This window comes from Rheinheimera sp. EpRS3 (genome assembly GCF_001513785.1).
Classification (GTDB): domain Bacteria; phylum Pseudomonadota; class Gammaproteobacteria; order Enterobacterales; family Alteromonadaceae; genus Alishewanella.
The window spans coordinates 418368-431747 of the sequence record NZ_LNQS01000008.1 but is presented as its reverse complement, the minus strand read 5'-3'; the positions used below and the strand labels follow the sequence as shown (position 1 = coordinate 431747).

14 protein-coding genes are annotated in these 13380 nt (G+C 51.3%); 6 read left to right on the top strand and 8 right to left on the bottom strand.

Annotation, left to right across the window (positions count from 1 at the left end; genetic code table 11):
- Positions 1-69: 69 nt before the first annotated feature.
- The 3 genes from AR688_RS10625 to AR688_RS10615 all read right to left on the bottom strand — a co-directional run bounded on the left by AR688_RS10625 (position 70) and on the right by AR688_RS10615 (position 3097).
- A complete protein-coding gene (locus AR688_RS10625; protein ID WP_068233114.1) occupies positions 70-534 on the bottom strand; it encodes a hypothetical protein in 465 nt (154 codons plus the stop codon).
- A 103-nt stretch (positions 535-637) separates the two neighbouring features.
- Entirely contained in the window at positions 638-2488 is a 1851-nt protein-coding gene (locus tag AR688_RS10620; RefSeq protein WP_068233111.1) for a M48 family metallopeptidase, read from the bottom strand.
- Positions 2489-2506: 18 nt separating this feature from the next.
- Positions 2507-3097, bottom strand: a complete 591-nt coding sequence (locus AR688_RS10615; protein ID WP_068233108.1) for a LemA family protein — start codon at positions 3095-3097, stop codon at positions 2507-2509.
- Positions 3098-3269: 172 nt separating this feature from the next.
- Between AR688_RS10615 and glpE the strand changes: the two genes are divergently transcribed.
- Positions 3270-3596, top strand: coding sequence for a thiosulfate sulfurtransferase GlpE (gene glpE, locus AR688_RS10610; RefSeq protein ID WP_068233105.1), 327 nt, complete (start codon positions 3270-3272; stop codon positions 3594-3596).
- On the top strand, positions 3589-4419 hold the full coding sequence (glpG, locus tag AR688_RS10605) for a rhomboid family intramembrane serine protease GlpG (RefSeq protein WP_068233102.1): 831 nt from the start codon (positions 3589-3591) through the stop codon (positions 4417-4419). The genes glpE and glpG overlap by 8 nt, the downstream gene beginning before the upstream one ends.
- A 20-nt stretch (positions 4420-4439) precedes the next feature.
- Here the strand turns inward: glpG and AR688_RS10600 are convergent, their stop codons facing one another.
- The gene (locus AR688_RS10600) at positions 4440-4847 is read right to left on the bottom strand and encodes a flagellar basal body-associated protein FliL (protein WP_068234126.1); all 408 of its coding nucleotides are present in this window, start codon (positions 4845-4847) and stop codon (positions 4440-4442) included.
- A gap of 179 nt (positions 4848-5026) precedes the next feature.
- On the opposite strand from AR688_RS10600, the gene AR688_RS10595 reads away from it, so the two are divergent.
- From AR688_RS10595 to AR688_RS10585, 3 genes are read left to right on the top strand one after another with little or no spacing between them, the layout of a single operon-like run.
- On the top strand, positions 5027-5554 hold the full coding sequence (locus AR688_RS10595) for a chorismate--pyruvate lyase family protein (RefSeq protein ID WP_068233099.1): 528 nt from the start codon (positions 5027-5029) through the stop codon (positions 5552-5554).
- Positions 5554-6426, top strand: a complete 873-nt coding sequence (gene ubiA / locus AR688_RS10590) for a 4-hydroxybenzoate octaprenyltransferase (protein WP_068233097.1) — start codon at positions 5554-5556, stop codon at positions 6424-6426. Before AR688_RS10595 ends, ubiA begins: the two co-directional genes overlap by 1 nt.
- A gap of 4 nt (positions 6427-6430) precedes the next feature.
- A complete protein-coding gene (locus tag AR688_RS10585; RefSeq protein WP_231732037.1) occupies positions 6431-6874 on the top strand; it encodes a DUF192 domain-containing protein in 444 nt (147 codons plus the stop codon).
- A 299-nt stretch (positions 6875-7173) separates the two neighbouring features.
- On the opposite strand, the gene AR688_RS10580 is transcribed toward AR688_RS10585, so the two are convergent.
- From AR688_RS10580 to AR688_RS10565, 4 genes are all read right to left on the bottom strand, one after another.
- Entirely contained in the window at positions 7174-10287 is a 3114-nt protein-coding gene (locus AR688_RS10580) for an efflux RND transporter permease subunit (RefSeq protein WP_068233094.1), read from the bottom strand.
- An 11-nt stretch (positions 10288-10298) separates the two neighbouring features.
- On the bottom strand, positions 10299-11534 hold the full coding sequence (locus AR688_RS10575) for an efflux RND transporter periplasmic adaptor subunit (RefSeq protein WP_068233091.1): 1236 nt from the start codon (positions 11532-11534) through the stop codon (positions 10299-10301).
- Between the two features lie 64 nt (positions 11535-11598).
- Positions 11599-11976, bottom strand: a complete 378-nt coding sequence (locus AR688_RS10570) for a hypothetical protein (protein ID WP_156420279.1) — start codon at positions 11974-11976, stop codon at positions 11599-11601.
- Positions 11977-11995: 19 nt separating this feature from the next.
- The gene (locus tag AR688_RS10565; RefSeq protein WP_068233085.1) at positions 11996-12613 is read right to left on the bottom strand and encodes a 2OG-Fe(II) oxygenase; all 618 of its coding nucleotides are present in this window, start codon (positions 12611-12613) and stop codon (positions 11996-11998) included.
- Positions 12614-12720: 107 nt separating this feature from the next.
- Here AR688_RS10565 and AR688_RS10560 point away from each other — a divergent pair, with 107 nt between their 5' ends.
- Entirely contained in the window at positions 12721-13350 is a 630-nt protein-coding gene (locus tag AR688_RS10560) for a flavin reductase family protein (RefSeq protein ID WP_068233082.1), read from the top strand.
- Positions 13351-13380 lie beyond the last annotated feature (30 nt).

Sequence of the window (13380 nt, the reverse complement as noted above, 5' to 3'; positions counted from 1 at the left end):
CTAATAGTAAAAGCCGCTAGGACGAAATGCAAAACAGTTTTACGGTATTTATTGCCACTAAAATATCTACTATGAGTCGAGATAAGGGCGGCCGGACATCAACTGCTGTGCCAGTTGCTGTTCATTTTGTTGTTCATTCAACTGCAGATCGTTAAATTGCACATCGAACTGGATCAGCTCTTCGTCGCCAAGGTGCTGGGCTATTAAGCGATCGGGCACCTGGCCAACCTGCCGGTAGGCATTAATGGCAACCTGGGCGGCTTGTTCCATCAATAATAAAAAGTGGCCTAATGGGAACTGCTGGAAAATGTCGGCATCCAGATGGGCCCAGCCGAGTAAGTCACCACTGATAGCGCCATCGGCATGATCGGTAAACATCATCGATACGGCAGGGCATGATGGGTTTTCACCGGCCTGATATTGTTCAGCGTCTTCGCTGTTAAATACCAGCACATAGCCAAAACTCGGGCTGCCTTCAGCGTCCATCTCGTCAAATGACGTATCGTACATCAGAAACAATCGATTATCGGTCATGACGTTATCCTGCTGAAAAAATGGCCGCTAATTTTACCTGAAATTACGCTGATGCTAAAGGGCGAACTGTAAGGATAAATGCAATAGCGGTGAATATTGGCTATTAAGCGGCTGATGGCTCTGGCTGATAGGGCATTTCCAGTAATAATGCTAAGGCCAGCAGTAATGCCTGCTCTTGCGTTACCAGCAGTTTATCAGCACGCACACCGGCTTCAATAGCCAGCCACAGCTGCTGCTTTTGTTGTGGTGCCAGTGCCAGCAAGTGCGGCAACTGCGCGCTGAGGTTGGTAAAACTGAAATCAGGCCGGGTGTTGTCGGCAGTAAAAGGCAATGCGGCCACAGCAGCCAGCCAGGCTTGTTGTTGCTTGGCATCGTCACCGGCAACCTGGCTCACTAAAGCCAGTAGTGCGCTAACTGCAGGCTTTAGTTGGGGCAGGGTTTTACCCGAGTACTTGCGGCTTATCTGAGCCGGATCAAACTGCACTGCCACACTGTGCTCTACAAATTCGCGCGCCAGCCAGCTGCCGATATCCGGAGTGGCGGCAGCTTGCATAAGTGCTTGTAATAATTGTTCAAACTGGCGGAACTTGCTTTCGGATAAGGTTTTAAGTGCTGGGATCAGCCGCTGTAATAGCTGCACTTGTTGCAGGGCATCCAGGTTTGCCACGCTGTCACACAGCTGATCGGTTTGCTGCAATAAACTGGCTGATCCCAGCTCTTTAATCAGCTGCAGTTGTTTTTGCCGGATATCGTGATCCTGCTGCAGTAGCAAGCAACACACCAGCGCTGTAGCCGGCTCTGTCTGGCGACTGCTGTGCAGCAGCAATAAAGGTAACGCCTGTTGCAAGCGCTCTGCATTAGTGGGCTTAGCCTCATTGGTGCCAGCGGTAGCATCAACTGCCGTTTGTGCGGACCGTGCAGTGGGGAATTTGCCATTCCAATGGGGTTCCAGCCGTTTTATCCGCGTGGCCAGTGGTGGGTGAGTAGCAAAAATAGCTGCCCAACGGCTGATGGCTTCACCAAAAAACAGATGACTGTTTTCGTCGGCATTCTGGTTTTTAATTTTACTTGAACTGCTATGGCTGCCAATGGCTTTTAACGCACCGGCGATCCCGCGTGGGTTGCGGGTAAACTGCACAGCAGAGGCATCTGCCAGAAATTCGCGCTGGCGGCTTACTGCCGCTTTAATCAGGTTACCAAAGAAAGAGCCTAAATAGCCTATTACCACTAAGCCCAGCGCCAGCAGCACTATGCCACCACCGTTGTTTTTACTGTTGCCGGAAGAGCGGCTGCTGGCCCGTATGGCACCGGCTCTGCCGCTGCCGCGCAGCATATAATAGCCAATATGCCCAAGAAACAGGATGCCGTTTAAAATAGCAATCAGGCGGATATTCATCCGCATATCACCATTTAATATGTGGCTGAACTCATGCGCTACAACGCCTTGTAATTCGTCGCGGTTTAATTGTTCCAGGCAACCCTGGGTAACACCAATCACCGCATCTGCCGGGCTGTAACCGGCGGCAAAAGCGTTAATACTTTGTTCTGGCAGCAGATATACCGGCGGCACAGGGGTATTGGCGGCCAGTGCCATTTCTTCTACCACATTAAGCAAACGCCGTTGTAGCGGGTCCTGGCTGTCGGGTAACAACCGTATGCCTCCGAGCGATTCAGCCACTACTTTACCGCCGGCCCTTAGCTGCTGCCATTTAAACAACACGGCTATTGTTACGGCAGCAAGCACAGCGATACTTACCCAGCCAACCAGATGCCAGGGCAGGGTTTGCCAGGCTAAGGACGATGATAAAAAAGACGGGTCGATAAAGCCTAAACTAACCAGCGCGATAATATTGGTCAGCAGTAATAACAGCAGCACAGCCAGCGTAAATAACACCACTAAAATGCGGGTATTACGCCGGGCTAAATCCTGCTGGGCAAAAAAGTTACTGCTCATATTTTGCTGCGCCGCAGCTTAAAAGCTGACTTTAGGTGCAGCCTGAATGGCAGCACTGTCGGCAAACTCCAGCAGCTTAGCATCGGCGGCATGGCCAAAAGCTGGGGCCAGCAACACCGGTGGAAAGCTTTGTTTGTAGCTGTTGTAGTCGGTTACTGCATCATTAAAAGCCTGGCGGGCAAAGGCTACCCGGTTTTCGGTGCTGGTAAGCTCTTCAGACAACTGCATCATGTTCTGATTGGCTTTTAAGTCCGGGTAGGCTTCCATCACTACATTTAAGCGGCTCATAGCACTTTGCAGCGCACCTTCAGCCCCGGCTAGGGCGCTGATAGCACCGGCATCACCAGGGTTGTTTGCCGCAACTTTTAACCCGGCCAGCGCCGCATTACGGGCGTTAATAACGGCCTCAAGCGTGTCGCGCTCGTGGGCCATGTAAGCTTTAGCTGTCTCAACCAGATTGGGGATCAGGTCATAACGGCGTTTCAGCTGTACTTCAATTTGGGCGAAGGCGTTCTGAAAGCGGTTTTTCAGTTTTACCAGCTGATTAAAAATGCTGATAACCCAGAATACTATGGCAACTAAGATAGCCAGAATAATCAGGCTGGTCATGATGTCTCCGAGGTTACATAATTCAGGCAGCTATTGTTAACAATAATTTAATCACTGTCCAGCGATTCTTGCTAAAGCAGCATTAAACTGCGGTGGTTGGTGCTGCGATGTGTCTGGCTGGTAATTCCTGATGGCTGCGGTATCATAGCCAACCTGACATTGAGGGGTAAGCATGAGCGATTTTCAACATATTTCTGTGGCACAAACGGCGGAGTTACTGGCTCAAGGCAAAGTGGTTATTGCCGATATCCGCGATGAGCAAAGCTTTGCCGGTGGCCATATTGATGGGGCTTTTCATCTGACTAATGGCAGCTTAACTGGCTTTATGCAACAGTACGAATTTGAGCAGCCAGTCGTGGTGGTGTGTTACCACGGTAACTCCAGCCAAGGCGCGGCACAATATTTAGCCCAGCAAGGTTTTGAGCAGGTATACAGCATGGATGGCGGCTTTGAAAGCTGGCGCCAGCAGTTGCCTTTTGTGAGTGGCGACAGTGCATAAATTTGCCGAGTTAAATTCTGCTCAGGCGGCACAACTGTTTGCTGCTTATTGCGTAGCCCAGGGGCTTGAGGTAAATGCAGTAGTGCAGCAGCCAACGCTGGCAGAGCTGTATGGTGCAACAGAGCAGTTGGCCCGGATAGAGCAGGAATTTGCCCGTTTTTTACAGCAGCCAGCGCATCCGCGGTATCAGGCGGCGGCCTGGCAGCTAAGCCAGCCAGATACGCAAAAATTGCAGGATGATGGCCTGCCGGTTTTTAACTGGCGCGAGCTGTGGCGTCAGGCACCTTTAACATCAGCACTGTTGTTGTTATGTCTGTTGGTGTATCTGTGGCAGCAACTTGACTGGCGCAGCAGCAGCGGCGCATTACAGCTTACTGAGCCCACCCAGCTGTGGCGCTGGTTTACCCCGATGCTGTTGCATTTTTCGTTAACCCATCTGGTGTTTAACCTGGCCTGGTGGTTGTATCTCGGGCGCCAGTTTGAGCAACGGCTGGGGCTGGTAATGTTGCTGAATGTCACCCTGTCGGTGGCGCTTATTTCAAATGCCGCGCAGTACTTTATGGTTAACCCTAATTTTGGCGGCTTATCTGGTGTGGTATACGGTTTATTTGGTTATTTCTGGATAGCAGGGCGGTTAAACCCGGCGCAGGGTTTATCTATCAGCCCGGGGCTGGTGGGTTTTATGCTGTTATGGTTATTACTGGGGTTTTTCGATGTGCTTTGGGTAAGCATGGCAAACTGGGCCCATCTGGGTGGTTTGTTAGCCGGTATGGGCTGGGCCTGGTTGCTGCGTAAACAAACAGGCCGTGAGCATGTGCAATAAAGCGCTTACTGATACAGGTGCTACTGATATAGATACTTGGTAAATAAAATATCTTTGATCATGGCGTTACCGGTTTCTTTTTTCATCGCCTGTTGCAGTTTATCTAAAATAGCCAGGCGAATTTCTTCACGGCCGGTAAGTGACTTTATTTTATCTTCCGGCTGTTTGGTGAAGGTGCCGATAATAAGATCCAGTATCAGTGGCTCGTGATGTTCAATAGCGGTCAGATAAGCTTTATCTTCGATCATCAGCTCTACAGTAACGCGGATATAACCCAGGCTGCGACGGTTGCCGGAAATATAGTTAGTCACGATATCCGGGTCAAAACCGTAATAGACAATTTCTTGTGGCTGCTGTGCAACAGCGGGTTGTGTTGCAAATAGCAGCGGCACTGACAGCACCAGAGAAAGCAGCAGGCTTTTGATCATAAGTATCACTTTTGGTTGAGGAATAAATGGCGGCAACGACACTAACAGTAGCGTTAAGCGTGGCATTTTACCAGCTAACTGAGTTTACAGTAAGCCGTTTTTCTGTGTTGATTACGGCTGAAAAGTCAGCCTGAAGTTGCTATGATGCGGCCAGACTTTTGGTTGCAGAATAGATATTTGTGAGCACTCCCCTGATTTCTCTTGCCCGGGACTGGCAGGACGCCAATACCCTGGCGTTACCGGTCGCGTTAGCGCCGTGGATTTTAGAACCCGCCTCGCTGACAGCGCGTTTAAAGCGGCATTGTCAGAATTTTCGTCTGCAGGTATTACAGGAATACAGCGCTGTCTTACCCGAATTTTTACAACCTTTGCTACCTGACACTACCACAGCGCAGGTGCGGGAAGTGATTTTATGGTGTAACGATATGCCCTGTGTGTATGCGCAAAGCTGGTTACCCGAGCAAACTATCACCACGCTACGCCCGCTGGCTGATTTAGGCGAACGGCCATTGGGTGACTATATTTTTCAGCATCAGAGCCTGCATCGCGGCACTATTGAGGCTGCGCAGCTTGACGTTATGCTGACGCAGCTGAATATTGCTGCGCGCTGTTATGTCCGTCGCTCAGTATTTCAGCTGGAAGGCCAGCCACTGCTGGTAGCTGAAGCCTTTTTGCCTGATATCAGTAAACTGGAAGCCACCTTGTGATGAAACTGGCGCTGAACTGGGCCCATCGGGGGTATTACCTGCAACTGATGCGGGTAAATAAGCCGATAGGGACATATTTGCTGCTGTGGCCCACCTGGTGGGCGCTGTGGCTGGCTGCCGAAGGCCCGCCGCCGCTGTATTTGCTGCTGGTGTTTAGCGCCGGTGTGGTGTTAATGCGCGCCGCCGGTTGCGTAATTAATGATTACGCCGATCGCAAATGGGACGGCGCGGTAGAACGCACTAAACAGCGGCCCCTGGCCAGCGGTGTGATAAGCAGTAGTGAAGCGCTGCAGTTATTTGCACTGTTGGTGTTGCTATCTGCCGCTTTATTGCTGTTTTTAAACTGGCAGACGGTATTGCTATCGATAGTGGCTTTATTGCTGGCGTCGGTGTATCCCTTTATGAAACGCTACACCCATTTGCCGCAGGTAGTGCTGGGCGCAGCGTTTAGCTGGGGTATGCCAATGGCGTTTATGGCTATTCAGCTGCAATTACCGCCGTTGCTGTGGCTGCTTTACCTGGCTAATCTGCTGTGGACAGTGGCTTATGACACTTACTATGCGCTGGTAGACCGGCCGGACGATCTGAAAGTAGGCATTAAATCGACCGCTATTTTATTTGGCAAATATGCCTTGCCTATTATTGTGCTGCTGCAGTTGTGTACTTTACTGCTGCTGGTTGTAGTGGGGTATCTGGCACAATTACATCTGGTGTATTACCTCAGCCTTATTGCCGCTGCTGGCTGTTTTATTTATCAGTATATTATTGCCAGAGGCAGTCGTCAGGGCTGTTTTACTGCGTTTTTACATAATCACTATGTAGGCATGCTGGTTTTTGCCGGTATTGCCTTAAGTTACCTGTTAAAAGGATAAACCGATGATCAAACGATTTTTAGTTATGCTGGCTCTGGCAATGCCATTATTGGCCTGTGCTGTACCGGCAGATGAGCGGGAAGTATTCAGCCTGGTGCCGTTGCAATTGGGGGAGCAATTAATTCAGGTGCAGCTGGCAGATACACCGCAAAAGCGCGCGCAGGGGCTGATGTTTCAGCAAAGTGCAGACCCCGGCATGTTATTGCTGTATAGCGAGCCGCGAGAAATTGCATTGTGGATGCTAAATACCGCTATGCCGCTGGATGTGGCATATATTGATGCCAACTGGACTATTGCAGAGCTGATTACGCTTGAGCCTTATGATGAAACGCCAGTGCCATCGCAGCAGCCGGTAATCGCCGCGCTGGAGATGCCGCGCGGCTGGTTTGCCAAATATGGCGTAGCGGTTGGGCAGAAAGTAAGCCTGAACCCTGAAACTAAACCCTGATAATATTGCTTTGATCCAGAATCAGGGAGTACTGCACCGATAGCGTAGCCTTAGTGCAACACCTTGACCTGAATATCACTTTGCCCACAGATTTGCTAAGTGCCAGCTTCGTAGCACGAGATAGTTGCCGCTCTGCTCGCCACAGCAGGGTTACGGGCATCATGCCCTCCACCAGGCGGACCAGCTGCGCTGACCAAATTCGTTCCGGACGAATTTGTTATCCGCCTTCGCTAACGCGAAAAGGTCTGTGGCTGTGCTATCGGCAACTATCTCTACTTTATTTCAATATCCGCTTAGTATCAGTTTGCCGGTAACGCGCGGCGCAGCAGCAAAAAATACAATACCGGCATTAGCAGCATCGACACCAGCGGTGCGGCCAGCATACCGCCCAGCATAGGTGCGGCAATGCGCTGCATAACCTCATTACCGGCACCACTGCCCAGCATTACCGGCAGTAAACTGACAATAATGGTCAGCACTGTCATTGCTTTTGGCCTTACCCGCTGCACAGCTCCCTGCATAATGGCCTGCCAGAGCTGCTGCTGATTTTGTGGTTTTACTTCCTCCACTGCGCGCTTTAAATACAGCAACATTACTACGGCAAATTCAGCCGCTACGCCCCCTAGGGCAATTAAGCCCACGGCAACGGCTACCGATAGCTGGTAATCCAGCAAATACAGCAACCATAAGCTGCCGCTAAGCGCAAAGGGTAAAGTAACCAGCACCAGCAGCACATCACTAAAGCGGCGGAAGGTTAAATACAGCAGCAACACAATAAGCAGTAAAGTAAAGGGCAGCAGTTGCTGCAGACGCTGTGTTACCCGCTGCAGATATTCATACTGGCCGCCGATACTTACGCTAACCTGCGGTGCAAAACGCTGCTCTGCCAGTAGCTGCTGCAACCGGGATATATACTCACCCAGCTGGGTTTCTGCCGGTAAGTCGATATACACCCAACTGGTTAAGCGGGCGTTTTCCGCGCGGATCATTACCGGGCCTTTTACTACCTCTACCTTTGCTACCTGTTCCAGCAGCAGGTAGGCGCCGTCAGCGGTTTGCAGTGGCAATTTGCGGATATCATCCGGGTGGCTGCGGCTGTCGTGCGGAAAGCGCAGGCTGATATCGTAGCGCTCACGGCCCTGGATACTTTGTGCCACCGGTGCGCCACCAATGGCAAAGGCGACATATTGCTGCAGCTCGGTAAGTGTCAGGCCGTAGCGGCCCAATTGCTGTAAGTCGGGTGTGATTTGTAAATACAGGCCATCTTCAGCGCGCTCAGCAAATACCGAGCGGCTGCCCGGCAGTTGTCTGATCTGGCTTTCCAGTTGTTGCGCTGTTTGAGAAATAGTGGCCAGATCCGGCCCACTAACACGCACCCCCACTGCGGTACGAATACCGGTAGATAACATATCAATGCGGGTTTTTATCGGCGGCAGCCAGGCATTAGTCAGGCCAGGTACCTGCACCGTGGCGTCCAGCTGCGCAATAATATCATTTAGCGTAAACCCATCCCGCCACTGGCTTTGCGGTTTTAACTTAATGCTGGTTTCCAGCATTGTCAGCGGGGCCGGATCAGTGGCGGTATCGGCACGGCCACTTTTACCCAGCACGGTGTCTACCTCGGGCACGGTTTTTATTAAGCGATCAGTTTGCTGCAGTAGCTTCGCCGCCGTGGCCGGGCTTATGCCGGGCAGGGTGGTGGGCATATACAGCAGGTCGCCTTCAGCAAAGGCTGGCATAAACTCGGTAGATAACCGTTGCCACGGCAGCAGGCTGGAACCCAGCGCCAGCACGCACAGCAGCACTAAGGTTTTCGGAAAGCGCAGGCTTAATGTTAACAGCGGCGTATAAAGCGCAATCAGCAGGCGGCTAAGCGGGTTGCTGTGCTCTGATGGCAGCTTACCGCGTAAAAAATACAGCATCAGCACCGGGATCAACGTTATTGCCAGCAATGCCGCAGAGGCCATAGCAAAGGTTTTGGTGTAAGCCAGCGGGGCAAATAAGCGACCTTCCTGCGCTTCCAGCATAAACACCGGTAAAAAACTGACGGTGATCACCAGCAAGGAGAAAAACAGCGCCGGGCCAACATCCAGGCAGGCATCGATAATGGTTTGGCGAAACTCTGCAGCGCTCAGCTCTTTGCCATTAGCACGGGCCTGTTCCAGCTTTTTATGGCCATGCTCTACCATTACAATGGCTGCATCTACCAAAGCGCCAATGGCAATAGCTATACCGCCGAGGCTCATCACATTGGCATTAATACCCAGCTTTTGCATCAGCAAAATACTGGCTAATAGTGCCAGTGGTAAGCTGATTACTGCCACTAACGCGGAGCGGGCATGCAGTAAAAACACCAGACACACCAGTGCGACTACCGCCATTTCTTCCAGCAGTTTCTGGCTTAAATTGCTGACGGTATTTTCAATCAGTTCGGAGCGGTCGTACACCGTTACCAGTTCTGCGCCTTCTGGCAGGCCGTTTTTCAGCTCAGCCAGTTTGCGTTTTACTGCATTGATGGTGCTAAGGGCATTTTCGCCCTGGCGCATCACAATAATACCGCCAATCACTTCACCTTCGCCGTTCAGTTCGGCAATACCGCGCCGCGCTGCCGGTACTAACTGCACAGTGCCGATATCAGCTAATGTCAGCGGGTAATCGGCGCTGTTACGCACGCCAAGTGGCACTGCGGCCAGGTTTTCCAGCGACTGAATATATTCACCCGCCTGCACCAGCAGTTCGGTTTCGGCTACTTCAATAATGCCGCCACCCTGCTGCTGATTATGGCTGTTAATAGCACTAATCACCTGCGCCAGCGTAACGTTATAAGCGCGCATCAGCCGTGGCTCTATTTGTAACTGATAAGTTTTTGCCATACCGCCGATGCTGGCGACTTCCGCCACACCGCTGACACTTTGCAATTCAGGTTTAAGGAAAAACTGCTGCAGGCTACTTAGTTGTTCCAGCGACTGCTGGCCGGTTCTATCCACTAAGGCGTACTGAAATATCCAGCCGACACCGCTGGCATCAGGCCCTAAGGTAGCATTGGCGCCAGCGGGTAGCGTAACGGTTTGCAGATATTCCAGCACCCGGGATCGCGCCCAGTACGGGTCGGTGTCATCTTCAAAAATAACATACAGATAGCTGTCGTTCGGCATGGAGAAACTGCGTACTGCTTTGGCTTTGGGTACTGCCAGTAACGCACTGGATAGCGGATAGCTGATTTGTTGCTCTATGGTTTCCGGTGTCTGGCCCGGGTAACTGGTTTTTATAATAACCTGCACATCGGATAAATCCGGCAGGGCATCTAATTTCAGCTGCTGACTGGCCTGATAGCCAAACAGTGCCAGCGCAAAAGTGCTGAGCAAAATTAGCAGCGGGTTTTGTACTGACCAGCGAATAATAGCTTTAATCATTGTCGCTGCTCCTAATGCTGATGAGTGCCAGCTGTGCTTTGTGGCAACTGGCTTAAACTGGCCTGGGCATCAAGTAAAAACTGGCCGGATACCACTACCTGTTCACCCTGATGCAAGCCGGTTAATACCTGCACATAACCCTGGGCGCTGCTGCCGGTAGTAATATGCCGCACGCTAAAGCTATCGCCATCTTTAACAATAACCCGGCTGCCGTTACCTGATAACAACACCGCATCGCGCGGCACTGCTAATACATCACGCAGCGGCCCGCCGTATAGCCGCACCGGCAGCAACATATTGGGTTGCAGTAGTTGCTGTTTGTTATCTACCGTCATGCGTACTTTGCTGCTGCGGCTTTGCGCATCCAGTGCCGGATAAATAAAATCGACCTTGGTTTCAATGCCTGTTACCTGATGCTGGGGAATATCTACCTCGGCGCTCATACCGTCACGCAACCAGCTTTGCTGCGCTTCAGGTACATCGGCCAATAGCCAGACTTTGGCTAAGCTGGTGATCTCCATCAGGGTATCGCCGGGGCTGATATACATACCATCACGCACGTTCAGCACAGTTACCACACCATCCTGATGGGCATACACGGTTATTTGGTACTGGCTTTGCCGGCTTTGTTGTAGCTGGCTAATATCGTTATCGGTAAGGCCAAGCAGCCGTAGGCGGGTTTCGGCGCGTTTTAGCAGGCTGCTGCTGCGCTCGCCATTTTGTTTACTGACAGACAACGCCTGCAGATAATCGTCCTGCGCTACCAGTAAGTCGGGGGCATAGTAACTAAACAGTTTGTCACCGGCTTTAACGCGCTGGCCCAGGCTGCGCACATACAATTGTTCTATCCAGCCCTCAGCGCGGATATGGCTGTGATGAATAGCATCTTCCGGGTATTGCACCTGGGCAAAGCTTTCAATAAAGCGCCATAACGTGCGCGGTGCTGCAGCTTCGGTACGTATCGCCAGCGCCTGCTGCAGAGCACCGTTAACTTCTACAGCTGTTGTTTGCTGTTGGCGCTGCAGTACTAAGTCCATGCCACAAATCGGGCAGTTACCGCTTTCGCCTTGCTGAATATGTGGGTGCATCGGGCAGACATACAGCGGTGTTGCTTGTGGCAATACGCTCTGCTGCGCGGCAGGTGAGGTAGCCGTTGCAGCCTGATGAAGATGTTCACTATGATCTTGTGCCGATATAGCAAAAGCCGGTTGCAATAACAGCAACGTCATTAAATAAAAAGTGCGCATAATATTTTCCTGAAACAATACCAACCCGCGTGCAAAAGCACAGCATTAACATGGTTTAATCGGTTCAGGCGTTTATAGGCGGCGGGGGATCTTCAGTAAATAACCACTGTGGCAGGCTGTCAGAAAGCCTTGCAACGGTATTGTCAGGGCGGATATAGCGAAATAACTCAGTGGCTAACAATGCACCGGCTGTAGCGCAATGTTTAGCGCAGCAATCGCCTTTGCAGATATGCTGCGCTTGCTCACAGCAACTGTGATCGGTATCGTCAGCTACCGCTTTTTGCGCGCTATGGCAGGGCATATCGGCTTCGGCTACCGGTGCTGTATGCTGTTGCTGTGCCATCGCATCAGCCAGTGTATAGGCATGCGCCTGCTGCACCGATCCGCTAAGGCCGGATAGTGCCAGAGTAAGCAATAACAAATAGCTAAGTACAGTGCGCATGGCGCTTATCATAGGCGTTTTAATTTGCCGGGTCCAGCACGCCGTTAATACTGGCATTTTTACGAAACCAACCGGCAATGCTGTAGCGGCTGTCTATAGCTGGCAGTACTTCATGTGGGAAGCGCTCGCTTTCAAACAAGATCAGGCCGCCTGCAGTGGGCAGAAATTTATCAATCAGGTTGTCGTGTTCATCATACAGGGCTAACTCGCCGCCCGCGCTGACGCTGTTTAAGTAACTTACCGTGGTAAGCACCCGGTTTGAGCGGCCGCTAAAAGCATCAACATGCTTTTGGTAATAGTCGCCGTTTTGGTAACGGGCAAAATGGCATTCAAAGTCAAATAAGCCTAAAAAGCAGTGCCGGTTAAACAGCTGCTGTAGCTGTGCCATCTGTGCCAGATATTGCTGCTGCGCCGCTGTGCTGCCATCAAACCACTGGGTGGCATCGCGGCGGATCTGCTTATTTAACTGATGACCGCCCTGGCGGCCAATACCGGCGGGCGCAAGTTGTGCTTCATATTTGGCCTCATGCGCCAGTGCGGCATTTAGCTCAGTGTTTAAAAAGTTGGGCAGCCAAACCCAGCCGTGCTGATGAAAAGCTTCAATAATAGCGTCACTGGACAAAGCCGGGCCTGACATAGCGATACTCAGAAGATAAACTGCGCTTATTGTCGCTGAAAAAATCACGCCCATAAAGCGGATTTTGTTACTCTTGGCATCCGGTTAGTTTACGCCAGAGGAAAACCATGTCAGATAATATCTATTTCTATGAACCCGCTAAAGGCCATGGCTTGCCGCACGACCCTTTTAATGCGCTGGTAGCGCCAAGGCCGATTGGCTGGATTTCATCACAGGACAGCGAAGGCAAGCTGAACTTAGCACCTTACAGCTTTTTTAATGCCTTTAATTACACGCCGCCGATTATTGGTTTTGCCAGCACCAGTTACAAAGATACGCTGCGTAATATTGAGCAAACCGGTGAGTTTTGCTGGAACCTGGTAACCAAACCGTTAGCAGAGGCGATGAACCAGACCAGTGCCGCGGTTGCACCTGAGGTAGATGAATTTGCGCTGGCGGGTTTAACGGCCAAAGCGTCCAGTATTATCAAGGTGCCACATGTAGCACAGAGCCCGGTTACTTTTGAGTGTAAGCTAAGCCAGATAGTGCAGCTAAGTGCAGCCGATGGCAGCAAAATAACAACCTGGATGGTGTTTGGCGAAGTAGTAGGCGTGCATATTGCGCGGCATTTGCTGGTGGATGGACTATACGATACAGCAGCGGCAGAGCCGGTATTACGCGGTGGCGGCCCGGGCGATTACTTTGTCGCAGATGCAGCAACGCGGTTTCAGTTATTGCGGCCTAAAGTGCAGAAATGAAAAATCTTTAGTTAGTTGCAGTTTCGAACC